General features: G+C 51.1%; 19 protein-coding genes. 10 read left to right on the top strand and 9 right to left on the bottom strand.

Annotation, left to right across the window (positions count from 1 at the left end):
* Positions 1-560: 560 nt before the first annotated feature.
* From AV656_RS11850 to AV656_RS11835, 4 genes are read right to left on the bottom strand one after another with little or no spacing between them, the layout of a single operon-like run.
* Complete coding sequence (locus AV656_RS11850) at positions 561-929, bottom strand: hypothetical protein (RefSeq protein ID WP_063182222.1); 369 nt, start codon at positions 927-929, stop codon at positions 561-563.
* Positions 926-1,678 carry a class I SAM-dependent methyltransferase gene (locus AV656_RS11845; protein ID WP_063182220.1) on the bottom strand — a complete coding sequence of 251 codons (753 nt, stop codon included), beginning with the start codon at positions 1,676-1,678 and terminating at the stop codon, positions 926-928. The genes AV656_RS11850 and AV656_RS11845 overlap by 4 nt, the downstream gene beginning before the upstream one ends.
* 19 nt (positions 1,679-1,697) lie before the next feature.
* Entirely contained in the window at positions 1,698-2,135 is a 438-nt protein-coding gene (locus AV656_RS11840; RefSeq protein WP_063182218.1) for a GNAT family N-acetyltransferase, read from the bottom strand.
* A gap of 33 nt (positions 2,136-2,168) precedes the next feature.
* Positions 2,169-3,377, bottom strand: coding sequence for an MFS transporter (locus AV656_RS11835; RefSeq protein WP_063182217.1), 1,209 nt, complete (start codon positions 3,375-3,377; stop codon positions 2,169-2,171).
* A 327-nt stretch (positions 3,378-3,704) separates the two neighbouring features.
* On the opposite strand from AV656_RS11835, the gene AV656_RS11830 reads away from it, so the two are divergent.
* Genes AV656_RS11830 through AV656_RS11815 form a run of 4 tightly spaced genes read left to right on the top strand, consistent with a single transcriptional unit; the run spans position 3,705 to position 5,475 of the window.
* Positions 3,705-4,184 (top strand): DUF2975 domain-containing protein, encoded by a 480-nt coding sequence (locus AV656_RS11830; protein ID WP_063182215.1) that lies wholly within the window; start codon positions 3,705-3,707, stop codon positions 4,182-4,184.
* A gap of 35 nt (positions 4,185-4,219) precedes the next feature.
* A complete protein-coding gene (locus AV656_RS11825) occupies positions 4,220-4,711 on the top strand; it encodes a DUF2975 domain-containing protein (protein WP_063182213.1) in 492 nt (163 codons plus the stop codon).
* A gap of 14 nt (positions 4,712-4,725) precedes the next feature.
* Positions 4,726-4,935: a helix-turn-helix domain-containing protein gene (locus AV656_RS11820; RefSeq protein ID WP_063182211.1), complete on the top strand. Its 210-nt coding sequence runs from the start codon at positions 4,726-4,728 to the stop codon at positions 4,933-4,935.
* 57 nt (positions 4,936-4,992) lie between these two features.
* Entirely contained in the window at positions 4,993-5,475 is a 483-nt protein-coding gene (locus tag AV656_RS11815) for a DinB family protein (protein ID WP_063182209.1), read from the top strand.
* A 45-nt stretch (positions 5,476-5,520) separates the two neighbouring features.
* Here the strand turns inward: AV656_RS11815 and AV656_RS11810 are convergent, their stop codons facing one another.
* Positions 5,521-5,910, bottom strand: a complete 390-nt coding sequence (locus AV656_RS11810) for a DUF1259 domain-containing protein (RefSeq protein WP_231877281.1) — start codon at positions 5,908-5,910, stop codon at positions 5,521-5,523.
* Between the two features lie 299 nt (positions 5,911-6,209).
* Here AV656_RS11810 and AV656_RS16165 point away from each other — a divergent pair, with 299 nt between their 5' ends.
* Positions 6,210-6,320, top strand: coding sequence for a YjcZ family sporulation protein (locus tag AV656_RS16165; protein WP_082818730.1), 111 nt, complete (start codon positions 6,210-6,212; stop codon positions 6,318-6,320).
* Between the two features lie 202 nt (positions 6,321-6,522).
* Here AV656_RS16165 and AV656_RS11805 read toward each other — a convergent pair whose 3' ends face one another.
* Entirely contained in the window at positions 6,523-7,089 is a 567-nt protein-coding gene (locus AV656_RS11805) for a hypothetical protein (RefSeq protein WP_063182205.1), read from the bottom strand.
* Positions 7,090-7,311: 222 nt separating this feature from the next.
* Here AV656_RS11805 and AV656_RS11800 point away from each other — a divergent pair, with 222 nt between their 5' ends.
* The 3 genes from AV656_RS11800 (at position 7,312) to AV656_RS11790 (ending at position 10,519) form a co-directional block, all read left to right on the top strand.
* A complete protein-coding gene (locus tag AV656_RS11800; RefSeq protein ID WP_063182203.1) occupies positions 7,312-8,517 on the top strand; it encodes an acyl-CoA dehydrogenase in 1,206 nt (401 codons plus the stop codon).
* 59 nt (positions 8,518-8,576) lie between these two features.
* Complete coding sequence (locus AV656_RS11795; protein ID WP_063182202.1) at positions 8,577-9,602, top strand: catechol 2,3-dioxygenase; 1,026 nt, start codon at positions 8,577-8,579, stop codon at positions 9,600-9,602.
* A 74-nt stretch (positions 9,603-9,676) separates the two neighbouring features.
* On the top strand, positions 9,677-10,519 hold the full coding sequence (locus AV656_RS11790) for an alpha/beta fold hydrolase (protein ID WP_231877279.1): 843 nt from the start codon (positions 9,677-9,679) through the stop codon (positions 10,517-10,519).
* Between the two features lie 105 nt (positions 10,520-10,624).
* Here AV656_RS11790 and AV656_RS11785 read toward each other — a convergent pair whose 3' ends face one another.
* Both AV656_RS11785 and AV656_RS11780 read right to left on the bottom strand, forming a co-directional pair.
* The gene (locus AV656_RS11785; protein ID WP_063182200.1) at positions 10,625-10,984 is read right to left on the bottom strand and encodes a VOC family protein; all 360 of its coding nucleotides are present in this window, start codon (positions 10,982-10,984) and stop codon (positions 10,625-10,627) included.
* A 91-nt stretch (positions 10,985-11,075) separates the two neighbouring features.
* Positions 11,076-11,453: a VOC family protein gene (locus AV656_RS11780; RefSeq protein ID WP_231877277.1), complete on the bottom strand. Its 378-nt coding sequence runs from the start codon at positions 11,451-11,453 to the stop codon at positions 11,076-11,078.
* 298 nt (positions 11,454-11,751) lie between these two features.
* Between AV656_RS11780 and AV656_RS11775 the strand changes: the two genes are divergently transcribed.
* On the top strand, positions 11,752-12,069 hold the full coding sequence (locus AV656_RS11775; protein WP_063182196.1) for a hypothetical protein: 318 nt from the start codon (positions 11,752-11,754) through the stop codon (positions 12,067-12,069).
* 425 nt (positions 12,070-12,494) lie between these two features.
* Here the strand turns inward: AV656_RS11775 and AV656_RS11770 are convergent, their stop codons facing one another.
* Positions 12,495-12,815: a hypothetical protein gene (locus tag AV656_RS11770; protein ID WP_063182194.1), complete on the bottom strand. Its 321-nt coding sequence runs from the start codon at positions 12,813-12,815 to the stop codon at positions 12,495-12,497.
* A 131-nt stretch (positions 12,816-12,946) separates the two neighbouring features.
* On the opposite strand from AV656_RS11770, the gene AV656_RS11765 reads away from it, so the two are divergent.
* Positions 12,947-13,192, top strand: coding sequence for a hypothetical protein (locus AV656_RS11765; protein ID WP_063182192.1), 246 nt, complete (start codon positions 12,947-12,949; stop codon positions 13,190-13,192).
* Positions 13,193-13,244: the final 52 nt, after the last annotated feature.

The raw sequence follows: 13,244 nt of genomic DNA, 5'->3' as shown, positions 1-13,244 counted from the left end.
ACAAAAAAATAATTGAAATGTGGATTGGTATGATGAAAAATGTTTTTTTGTTAATTTTAACAGTAATTGGTGCTTTTATGGTAGTTATAACGAGCAATAAATTGGGAGAACAAGGTAATCGCGTTATGACTTTTATGGGGAGTATTATTTATTTGAGTGCGGTATTCAGTATTATATATTTAAGTAGAAAGAGGGATCAAAATTAGTAGCAACTTCTGTTCCTTCCCCTCTCCTATTTCCTTAATGAGAGAAAACTTAGAGTGGGACGAATAGAACAGAGGACAGGGGCTGCCTGTCCTCTTGTCTATTTTCTTCATCTGTTATGGGTTCCCCATTGGTGCGGCTTACTAGCCCAGTTGTATAGGAGTATTCCTAGGAGCAGCATGACTGAAGAAATGATTAAGATGGCAGGTTTTTGCCAAGGTGGACAGTCCCATCTGAAACTGCTGTCTTACAGTTACGAGGAAAAAGTAAAGGAGCGGAAAAATAAAGAGTGAACGCTGCCCCTTACTCAACTTTTTCACCTCCTACATAGATATCAGTGTTCAAGATGTCAGAGCTTAAAACTTATCCTCACTGGCCGGATCGTCCCGCTTAAATAAGCGAAATAGAAAAGTTAATAGAGTGAGGAGCGCAGTGATTCCGGTCGAAATAAGGATTCCGAGATCCCGGTAGTTCCAGTACACCCCGACCACTAGTACACCCAGCAAGACAGTGTCCAAAAATTTGAAGACTTTGTGGTCAAAGACGGTTTTGAGGTCTTTTCCAATCGTCTTGTTGATAATTTCCCGGATAATGCCGATGCCGAGCCACACAAAAATGGCATCCCACTCTGAAGGACGCTCAAACACCGAGACAATCGTAGCGACCGCTGACAGGTAAAACAGAAGCTCGAGAGTGATTTTCCATTGATTGGCGGTAATGATCATCGCTCATCTCCCCAGCAGACACACACCATCTGGCCGCTTTCCGCTTCAAAAGATTGCCCGCTCCAGTCACCGTACATGTTTTCCAGTTGGAAGCCGTGCTGCCGAAGGAGCCGCCGCAGTTCGAGCGGATACGTATAGCGGAGCAAGATGCCGTCCTGGCCGAGCGGGGTCCCGTCTTCGGCAAATCGCTCCGTCGTGCAATGAAGGATCTGCGTGACAGGTTCATATGTCTCGGTATGCTCCTCGCGAATCTGGCGCCCACCGGTGTCCACAATCTCTTCATACCGGTCAGGTTCGGCGAGTTCCGCGAACACGGGGTTCCGCGTATCGAAGATGAACCGTCCGCCCTGCTTGAGATGTCGCCGGACACTTTCTAGCAACCGGTCCTGGTCCTCATTCGTCAGGAAGTGCTGGAATGAGTTACCCGCCATGACAACGAGGGGAGCGGAAACGGGGAGGTCAAGCGCACGGCAATCCTGCTGGAGGAAGCGGACGGAGAGACCTTGTTGCGCAGCTTTTTCCCGCGCACGCGCGAGCATTCCCTCATGTAAGTCGACGCCGGTCACCTCATATCCGGCCTCTGCGAGCGGAAGGGTGATCCGTCCCGTGCCGCAGGCGAGATCGATGACCGCCGAGCCGGGGGCGGGCAACCAATCCTGAATCAGACGGAGGTCCGCATCGAACCCGCCATACCGCTCATCATAGCCGGCGGGGTCTTCGTATTTCTCCAGATTATCTGCGGTTCTCATACTGTTCCTCCTTTATTCCTCAGTCTAGTGCCTTCCTGAACACGTAACTGACCCGGTCATACTCCATCTTATCTTCATAGAAACGGTGTGCATCCTCCCGCTGGAGTCCCGAGGAGAGGGCGACGCTCGTGTAGCCGTTCTTCTTCGCCCAGCCGTGAACATAATCCAGCAGCTTTTGACCGTATCCGCCGGAGCGGCGGTTGTGATCGGTGACCAGGTCGCACACCCAGACAAATCTGCCGTAGTAAAGGGTAATCATCGGTTTAAAGCCAATCACTGAAATGATTTCGTTGCCGTCCTGAAGAGCCAACATCCTGTAGCTGTCCTTTTCCTGTGCTTCTTTAACAAGGTCAAGGTAGGTGGTTTCATCGAGATGTGTCCGCAATTGCTTCATGACAGGAAAAGCGGCCAGCAGGTCATCGGTTGACTCGAGTTCTTTAATGATTAATGTCTCCATGTCTGCATCCCCTTTGGTGTTGATTCATTTCGATTACGCGGTTTCCGCCTCAAAGTATCCGGCCTTCTTCCGGTCAAACACCGATATGGACAGGATACCGGCAAGCACGATTGCCAGCAGGGCAAAGCCGATTGTTGCCCCCTGCACGCTGAACCATTCCGCAAGCATACCGAGAAGAAGGGTGAAGAGAATCTGCAGGACGTTCTGGAAGATCGCTGCGAGGCTGCCTACTCGGCCCATGAGAGCAGTTGGCACATTCCGCTGATAAAACGTGTCGTAGCCCGCGTTGCTAAAGGCCATGAAGATGCCGAGCAGGATAAAGGCAATCATTGCGGTATAAAGTCCGGCTGAGCTATAGAATGCCGCATACGCCGCCATTGTCAGCACCGTCCCGAACCCAAGATAGGCCTGCAGGGACAGCTTTTTTGCAAATGCAGCGGAAAGCGATGCCCCGATGAGCGACCCGGCCCCCGCGGTGCTCACGAGCAGCCCGTATTTCTGGTCATCGAGTGCGAGGTCCTGCTTGATGAACGTCACTTCCTGGGAGTCCAGTGCGAATGCCAACATAAGAGCGGTCTGGAATATCAGATAAATGCGGAAGAAAAACGGCTCCGACCGGATAAAGCGTGCGACTTCACCAAAATCATCCCGGAGCATCCGCCATCCGAACCGCCCGGACGGGGCACCGGTTTCCTTGGGCACGGGCAGAAGCGCGATGGCCACGGCACAAAGGAAGAATGTGGCGCTGTTCAGGAAGACTGTCCATGTCGTGCCGACTGTCAGGATAAGCACGCCGGCAAGGGCCGGACCGATCAGGAACGCACCGGAATTCATCATCCCCATGAATGAATTAAACCGCTTGCGTTCATTGTCAGGGACCAGTTTCGTGATGACGAACGTTGAACTCGGACCGAAAAATGTCCCGGTCGCGTTGGTCAGAAAGACCAGCAGGTAGACAAGCCAAATCGACCCGGCGAACGGCATCATGCAGACGAGTACGCCCCGGATGACGTCGGAGGCGATCATGAGCCGCTTCTTGTCGGAGCGGTCAATCACCGATCCCGCGAACAGACTCATGACCACTCGAGCTGAAGGCCCGATGACATAAAGGAGTGCGACTGCGGCCGCCGAACCGGTCATATCAAACACGAGCAGATTCAGCGCGATCAGATAAATCCAGTTGCCGAACTGAGATACCCCGATGCCCCCGATCAGCAATCCGTACAGCGTACTCCGCCTCATCCGCATCCCTCCCAAGGGAAAACCTGTTAATTCCACTATACTGCAAAGAAAGGAGGAAATGGAGAGAATATTGTTGCGATTTGTGCACGGGGTTAATCAACGTGAACACTCACGAGCTGAATGTGTAATCTCAGGGCTCCAACGTGAACACTCGGTGGCGCAATGTGTAAACTCGATAGTTAGCCTGAAACGTGCTGCTGCCCGCTCGTGGTGTAGCACGTTTTCTTGTGGGGAGAAAAAAGTTTTTCGTTTTCCAATCATTATTTATTGATATTCGATATACATTTATCTATAATCGAGAAGAATCAATGGAAAGAGGTGCGCTTGATGAAGAGGGGATCCACGTTATTCCTGAAGCTCACTTTGGTGGTGATGGGCCTGCCGGTACTCGCTGTCGTCCTCCAGCTCGGCGTTGAAGTGTCGCTTGCCCTGATTCGCGGGGAGCCGCTGCCGTTTGTGGTATGGGGATTGTTTGCCGTATTGTCCGGATCATCAGTGCCTTATTTCACGGCACTGCGTGAAACGTGGCGTCTGTTAGTCCTGATCGACCGCAGAGAGGCATTCTCGGAGTTGGCCATCCGCGCGCTCAGGAACATCAGACGCTGTGCTGTCAGTGTCGCCGTCCTGTTTGCGCTGGGCCTTCCCGTATTCGCCGCCATTGCCCGGATGGAAGATGCCCCGGGCCTCTCCGTCATCGGCATGGCTGTCGTCGGTCTGTCAATTGTGATCGCTGTTTTTGCAGCGGTGCTCGGGCATCTTCTGAAACAGGCTATCTCCATCCGGGTGGAAAATGAATTCACGGTCTGAATGTAAGACCATCAACATGAAACGAGGTGTACGATATGAAAAAAGGTTCTACATTACTTTTGAAACTCGCCGTCATCGTGATGGGCATCCCGGTGCTCCTGATTGCGGTACTGATCCTTCCGAAGATTGTCCTGGAAGCAATGGGGTATATCGGCGAGGGGATGCAGCTGCCTTCGATCGTCCTCGGCCTGATGGCCATCATGTACATTTCGGCTATCCCGTTCTATATGGCCCTTTACCAGGCATTGAAGCTCCTGGGCTACATCGACCGCAACGAAGCGTTTTCGGATCTGTCGGTCGTGTCGCTGAAGAAAATTCGCAACTACGCCTTCACGATCAGCGGTCTTTATACGATTGCGCTGCCGTTCATCTTCATGATCGCCGAATGGGATGACGCCCCGGGTCTTGCCCTGATCGGCCTGGTCATCGTCAGCGCGTCACTCGTGATCGCCGTCTTCGCCGCGGTGCTCCAGCGGCTGCTGAAACAGGCAATCGACATCAAACAAGAAAACGAACTGACGGTCTGAGGAGGGGGAGACATATGCCAATCATCATCAATCTCGACGTCATGCTCGCCAAGCGAAAAATGAGCGTCACCGAGCTCTCCGAAAAAGTCGGCGTCACGATGGCCAACCTGTCCATCCTGAAAAACGGCAAGGCCAAGGCCGTCCGGTTCTCGACACTGGAAGCCATCTGCAAAGCGCTCGACTGCCAGCCGGGGGATATTTTGGAGTACCGGGAAGAGGAATAGCCTGCAGCAGGGTCGAAGGGGTACGTTCACGACACATTAAAACAGGAGCGTATCCACATGATCCCTTTCTTTGAATATAACTGGCAGGTAAGAGACGAATGGTTTGCCTGGTGCAGCCAGCTCCCTGAAGAAGAGCTGATCAGATTCAGGACCGGCGGGGTAGGAAGTTTCTTAAAGACGCTGTTTCATATCATTGACGTCGAGTACAGTTGGATCCGCGGAATTCAGGGCAAGGAAGATATCGTATTCGACTATGCAGGTTACGATTCACTTGAGAAAGTACAGTCCCTATCTGACCGATGCAGGAGTGAAGTTATTGAATTTCTGAAGGAAAATAGAGAGGGAAGAGCAACGGATGCGGTGCGTGTTCCGTGGGATGATGAAAAATTTACAGTGGGCGAGGTCCTGCATCACCTCATCGCACATGAGATCCATCACATTGGCCAGCTTTCGGTCTGGGCAAGGGAACTGGATCTAACCCCGGTCTCCGCGCATTATGCCGGACGAACACTGAAACCATTCGTATCTTATGAGTCATAAGAATTGGAATGCGCACAGCCCCTGGAGGCTGTGCGCATTTTTAAATCAATAGTGATCATCTCGGAAGAGTCCCGCTTCTTCTGCGGCTTCAATACTTCTTCTGGCAAACTCGGATGGACTCATCCCGACATTTTCCCAGTGCATATACATGAGGCGGGGCTCTTCGAACAGCCAGTGGTTATGGACGGCTGTCACGATAATCCCTCTTTTTTGTAAGGCTCTCATCATTGGGTTGATCTCTCTCTGGAGAATCACGGTCTCACCGAGGTTCAGACCATTCTCCTCAAAGGACAGCATAAACGGAAGGGCCAGTGGAGAGCGAGTGCGACGGCCCAGAATCGTAGCCCTAATATCGTCCCGAAGTCTCATGACCACACAAACGGGACGGTCCGTGACCACTTCTCCGCCTATAATGTCTGCAAGTCGTTGACACATTGACCTTGATCTTGACATATTGTTTCAACCTCCTTCTCTTTTTTCTGGGGTGGCGCTGGCCAACCCTATGCGTAGCTTATGTAGGATAAAAGTGAGTGAATAGGTCTATCACTTACGGGCTTTTATTAACCGGTTCTTCAGCATGAAAGAGTAATGGGTAATCTACCGGGGTCAATGTGTACTTCAGCGGCCGAGTGTGAACAACTCGCCCGTTATATAGCAAATCAGAAAAGGGACCATCCAGCCCACAGCCCCCCTCCTCCCGCGCATACGATACGGGAGAGAAGGGAGGTGGTCACATGAGCGGAGGTTCCAACTACGGCGGAGGTTCCAACTACGGCGGCGGATTCGCCTTGATCGTCGTCCTCTTCATCCTGCTGATCATCGTCGGGGTAGCGTACATCTACTAATGAATGAGGGCCGGCCGGCATAAACCCCCTGGACCATCCGCTACGGATGGTCCCTTTGGTATTGGTGAGATCGAATAACGAAACCGGTGACGCGAATGATGAAATCACTCGCCCGATTGACGAACTTGTAAGCTCGAATGGCGAAATTGAAGCCGGGAATGACGAGATTGCAAACCAGTATGACGAAACCGCGACCCGGGAATTAAGAAGGCTCTCCCGGCAGTTGATCCCGCCCGGATACCCTCGGAAACTCGATCACCTGCGGACCGGATGGCTGTTCGAAGAAGCTCATGAGCTCCACCGGCGTCTTCATGAGCCGGTAGCTCATTGTCACACGATCCCATTCCGCCCCGAACTTGATTTCGTATTCGTCCCGTAGCGCTCGCATCATGAATTCCAGGTAGGTCATGTCGTTCCGGTTTTCTCTCGAATACACCTTCTCCGGCGTGATGATCCGGATACCCCGGGCCATCATCAGGCCCATCATCGTGTCCCAGTCGAACTTGATGCCAAGGCCAAACGAGTGGATGTGCCGCGTGACGATCGCGTCAAACTCGCCCATGTCGGCCCACCGCAGCAGTTCCATCGCAGCTTCGTTCCGCTTGTAGCTGCTGGCCTCGTAAAACAAGTCATAATCGCAATGCCCCTCGACCACGCGGAGGAGGAGCTCTTCGTTGTCGTCGGAAGAAGCATGGAGCGGCGCACGCCCCCAGTAGGTGGAACGGACATATACGGCAGCCTTCCGGATCGGCGGCAGTTGGACAGTCATAAATGATCTCCTCCAATAGATTCTGAGATGAACCTAGTGTGGGAGATTCGGCAGGGGATTATACATGGATGAACGAGACCGTGTCACTGACTGCTTTAGTACATTTCGTGTGAAAATAATCGGAATATTGGTACAACACGTAGGTACACGCACCCCCGGACGGAACCTATACTATGACATAAGCTATTCGATTGATAGCGCTTACAAATAAGGAGGGAACGTATGAGACAACCCAATGTACTTCAGAAGCCCTTGGAACGTGAAGAGCTATTGCGCAGAGCGAAAGAACTCGGTGAGTTGGCGGAACAGCATTCCCTGCAGTCGGATAAAGACGGTAAACTGCCCGATGTTGTCATAGAGAAAATGAAAGAAGCAGAATTCCATCTGCTGATGCGGCCAAAAACCTATGGCGGCCAGGAAGTGGACTTCAAGACGTTCGGAGACATCATTCGGACAGTCGCCTACCACAGCGTGCCTGCCGCATGGATCACCTACTTCGCGATCATCCATGAAACATGGCCGGCATTTCTCCCGAAAGAGGGCCGGGACAAGCTCTTCGGCAGAGGGGAACTCATGGCGGACGTGTTCGCGCCGGTCGGGCAGGTCGAGGACGCGGATGACGGGGAAGGGTACATCGTCAGCGGAACGTGGAACTTCTGCAGCGGCGTGCTCTGGTGCGACTGGATTGCCCTCGGTGCCATCCACAAGATGCGGGACGGGGAACAGCCCGAACTGAGTTTGTTCATCGTTCACAAAGACGACTCGGAAATCATCGAGAACTGGGATACGCTCGGCCTCCGGGGAACCGGCAGCAACGCCGTCAAACTGGATAAAGCCTATGTGGCGCCGCACATGGTCTTCCCGATCAGCCGGGTTGTCCAGGGCGCGACCGCTCCGGACGGCAACTATGAGCCGGACTACCAGATCTTCAACGTCCCTTATCTCGCCTACTTCCTGTCCGGATTCGCGCAGGTGGCCATCGGCGGCCTGAACCGCCTGGTCGATGACTACATCGAGAAGACGAAAGGCCGCGTCCGGATTTACAACAATAAGAAAAACGAGAAAGACGGAAGCAGCGGCCAGCGGAACATCGGTGAGATCAAGATGGAATTCAATGCGCTCAAGAACATCGCGGACGAAATCCTCGAGAAGCTTCAGGGCTACCGGGAGGAGGGCACCCGTGTCCTCGAAGAGGAAGAGCGTGAACAGCTCTTCGCCATGCGTGGATATGTCGCGAAAAACTCCGCGGAACTGGCGACCCGCATTATTATCAACCTCGGCGGTAACGCGCTCTACAGGGAAGGCCAGTCCGAACGGTTTGTCCGCGACCTGATCGCCGTCGCCGCCCATCCGACCCACCTGTATGAAGATGCCATGGTCGGCTACGGCAAGACGATTCTCGGCTTTGACGGCCACCCGATGTGGTAATTCGCAACTTCAGCAACATCCTGATCAGAATCCAATCAACCAAAATAGGGGGAGTTCACATGAAGCGAGAAGAACCATTGTTTGATGTCGCGCAACTGGCGCACCTGGAGATCTACAGCCCGAAAATCGAGGAGTCCGTGGTGTTCTTCAGAGAGATTCTCGGGATGAGCGTGGCGGCGCGCGAAGGGAAGTCCGTCTACATGCGTGCCTACGAGGATCACTACCACAACACGCTGAAGATCACGGACCACCACGAAGCAGGCCTTGGCCACCTGTCCTTACGTGCGACTTCACCGAATGCGCTGGAGCGCCGGGTGAAGGAACTCGAAGAGAAGGGATATGGCATCGGCTGGATTGACGGGGACATCGGCCACGGGCCGGCCTACCAGTTCAAGTCGCCGGACGGCCACCTTATGGAGATCTTCTATGAAGTGGAATACTATGAAGCGCCTGAAGAAGAGAAGACAAAGCTCTTGAACCGTCCGCAGCGCCGCCCGAACATCGGCGTGCCGGTCCGCCGGCTGGACCACATCAACCTGCTGGCCAGCAACCCGCGCGAAACCGTTGAATTCCTGGAAGCGCTGCTCGGCTTCAAAGTCAACGAGCGGATCCTCGATGAAGACAATAACGACATCGCGGCATGGACGAGTGTCACAAACCTCGCACATGACATCGCGGTGATGGGGGATGCGCTCGGCGAAAAAGGCCGCCTCCACCACATCTGCTACTGGTACGGCTATCCGCAGTCGCTGACGGACGTCTCAGACCTGCTCATCGAACGCGGATTCGAGATCGAAGTGGGCCCTCTCAAGCACGGCGTCTCCCAAGCTTCCTGCCTCTACGTCTGTGAACCGGGCGGCAACCGGGTGGAACTGTTCGGCGATGCTGGCTATCTCATCTTCGACCCTGACTGGAAAACAGTCGAGTGGAAAGGCGAAGACCTCCAGAAAGCCATCATCTGGCACGGTGCGTCAGAGCTGCCTGCTGACTTCTTCCGCTATGGGACACCTGTACGCGAAGAGAAAGTGGCGGCCATGGCAGGACAGGCACCGATCGAGGAGGAAACGGAAGACATCCGCGCCTAAACGGTTTAAAAGAGGCACAATTCTAAGGAACGTGGACTAACCATAGCAACAAAAGCAGAAGGAGGATGTTCTCGTTGGTCAAAACTGATGAACTGAAAGCAACTGAAAAACGCATGAAGGTCAATGGCATCGAGACGAACTATCTCAAAGCGGGCTCGGGTACGGAAACGATGATTCTCATTCACGGCTCCGGCCCCGGGGTCTCCGCCTATGCCAACTGGCGGCTGGTCATCCCCCGCTTAAGCGAATCCCTGCATGTCTTCGCTCCTGACGTCGTCGGATTCGGCAAAACCGGTAAGCTGGAGAAGGACCAGTATTCCCTCGATAACTGGGTCAACCACCTGATCGGGTTTATCGAGGAAGTGGCAGACGGTCCCGTATATCTTGTCGGGAACTCATTCGGCGGGGCGATGGCGCTTCATATCGCCCACAGACGCCCGGACCTCGTCAAAAAACTGATCCTGATGGGCTCCGTGGGGGTGAAGCACAAGCTCTCCTACGGCCTCAGCAAAGTATGGGGATATGACCCGAGCATCGAAAATATGCGCCATCTGATCGAACTGTTCTCCTATGACGAGGCCGCGGCAAAGAACGAAGAACTCGTCCGGCTGCGCTATGAAGCGAGCATGGAGCCGGAAACAAAAGAAGCCTTCCACGCCATGTTCTATGAGAATCAGCAACAGCGGGTGGATGAGCTCGCACTCTCGGATGAGGACCTCAAGAACATCAAGACCGAGACTTTGCTGTTCCACGGGCTGAACGATCAGGTCATCCTGTTCGAAGACACCAGCTACAAACTCGTGCAACTGTTGCCTCACGCCGAACTCCACCTCTTCAACGAGTGCGGCCACTGGACGCAGATCGAGAAAACCGACCCGTTCATTAATCACATTCTGGCGTTTGTGAACGGTAAATAAGGAACAATAAAGACTGCAGACAAAGTGAGGGCTTCCTCCTTGTCTGCAGTCTTTTTTTCGGAAAAGATGGTGATTACAGTGACCCTGGCGTGATGCTCTTCCGTATTATTTACCGACTAAAACAAAAACATTTCGATCAGGGGCTTCCATTACGGCCACATGCCCTCCTAATGAGTTGGGGAATGGGGTGCGAATCCAATGAACTTCAGGATTTTCTTTTAATGCTTTATAGGTCTCCCTGACATCCTCAACGACAATTTCGGTTTCGGCAAAGTTTAAATCAGGGTTGTTTTTTAACACCAGCTCTGAATTACCATCAGGAAATGTCATCCCTACAAGACGCCATTGTTCTTGTTCATCTTGATAAGTTTCCCATGACTTGGTCAAGCCCAGTGATTGGTAGAAATCAATCGACTTCTCAATGTCCTCTGTATAGATGGCGATACACTCTATCTGTTTCCACACAACAAAATTGGCCTCCGTTTCAACTAGTCATTTCAGCCTCAGGTTAGGCCGGCAGAGGAGTGGGACTCTCTTGCTTAGGCCGGAGCCTTTGTTAAATCTCTTGTTGAACTTTGGCTTGCTCCGTATTTCTAAACTGGAGGTATTCTAAAATATTCCCGAAGGGATCACTGAAACTAATGTATTTCCCTGGAGGACAATCTGTGGGTTCTTCTACTATGAATGTTACATCTTTTTCTTTTAAGGCATTAACCGTTTCAAAAATGTTTTCTGTTTGCAAACCTAATACAACTCTCGAGGTTTTTATATTTTGATTATGGGTGGTCTGATCATTCTCTTCTAAAATGATGGGAATCTGTCCGTGTATCAGCGATGCAATTTTAGGGCCATACCGCCTGTTCACTTCAAAGCCTAAAGTATTGGTGTAGAAGTCAATTGCTTGGTTTAAATCTGGAACGTAGATACTGATCACACAAACCCTATTCACATTTTAGACCACCTTTGTTAGTTGATATTAAAATCATTCGATACCAACAATATAGAGTCCTCTTTTGGGGGAGATCAGCTCTTTGCAACATCTAAAGGAGACCAAACCTGCTTATAGTAAATAGGTAATCCTTCAGGAGAGGAGGGCCAGTTAGAGAATCCGTGAAAGAAGAACAGTATGACTTCTGTTGGCAGCTAATCTATAATTTTGATCCAAAGGGTTTTTAAAAGGAAAGCCGGTCTGAACTGTACCGGCTTTCAATATTCAGGGTGGAGGTGGCGTGATGGTGAAGAAATCCTATCTGATGGTCGGCTTCACAGGATTATTGCTGGCAATCGGTGGAGTCGGTGTTGCTCAACACTACAACAATCAGTCCGAACAGATTGCGATAGAACAGGGAAAACTTATGAATGCGGTCGTGCATGAGGTAGGAGCGGACGATTCAATCCGAGACGAAGATATCGAGGAATTTATCGTTCTTGAGTCCAAGGCAGGCACTCCTCCATTCAACTACGATATTGCGGTGAACCTTAAGGATGGAACGCAGATTCTCTACTCCTGGTCGGATAAAGAAAAAACAGGTGTGGAACGAATTAACTGAAACCGATCAACGAAAAAGAACCCGTATTTGGGTTCTTTTAAAATGCACTTCTTTTCAACGTCAGCACTTTTCTTGTTTTCCAACTCGTCACGATGAGTGACGCCTTCATGGCGCTGGCATAACCCCAAATCAAGGACTAGTAAGAGGATACCAGTAGAAGCAAAAAAGTCGGCAAAATAGCAGTCTTTTGTAGGACATAAATAAAATTTAGTCTCTTTCTTTCCTGAAAAACAGATACACATTAAACGCGCCAAACAGGAGGGTCAGGATGAATAAGGGTGCGTAGATATTTCTTGGGTCAACGGTGAAATAGGCAATGACCAGCCCGATTAGGTAGACTAAATAGCCAATGTTAAAAAGTCTCTTCTTTTGATCAGACAACATCATTCCCCCTTAAAAGTTGGAGAAGCCTATGCCTGATGAGATCATGATTTCTTTTCGTATTCATGTTTCCTCCACATATAATATTCGTAGAAAAACTGAATCAACGGGAGGGTAAGGAGGAAAAGTCCAAAGTGTGTACTGGGTTCCTCTCTCCATTCGAAAAAATAATAAGCCGCAATCATGAACAGAATGAAGATCGGAAGGAGGGTCAGGGTTCGGATCATTTTCCTTCTGTAGGTTAATTTCGCATAAAAGAACTCTGGGCCTTGATCCACTTTTTCCGATCCTCTAAATATATATGCCATCATGGCCGATACGAGAAACACGGCGACTAAGTTGATCACCAAGAACGTGACACTCACGATTCCCCTCCTCCTTCCGCTTCCAACCGCCTGTTAATCGTAACATATTTATCCATGTTCCAATCCAGTTTTATGGGAATTCAAATTAAAATTGTTTGAATTGTGGTAAAATTTGTTTGGGGGGCGATGTCTTGAAGAAGGAGTACAAAATTTTCTATTGGGAGCTGGATGCGAGAGGGAAGTTTATCCGCTCTCTTTGGGGCCACCCTTTAGCTTTGGCGTTTCTGTACTGGGCGATTTCGCTTCCGTCAGAGCGACCTATCTTTGACACTGTGTTTATGAAAGTGTGGCTGCCACTCATAGCCACTCTGGTCGTTCTTGTTGATTTAGTGTATTTGTACAGAAAGTGGAAAAAAGAAGAGGAATCTAAACAATAAAATCTCGGGATTCCAGCGTCTTATTTTTCTTTTTCAGTGTGTCGCTGTCTAC

Origin of the sequence: Bhargavaea cecembensis, from assembly GCF_001619585.1 — a bacterium.
GTDB lineage: Bacteria > Bacillota > Bacilli > Bacillales_A > Planococcaceae > Bhargavaea > Bhargavaea cecembensis_A.
This window is presented reverse-complemented; position numbering and strand designations above follow the sequence as displayed.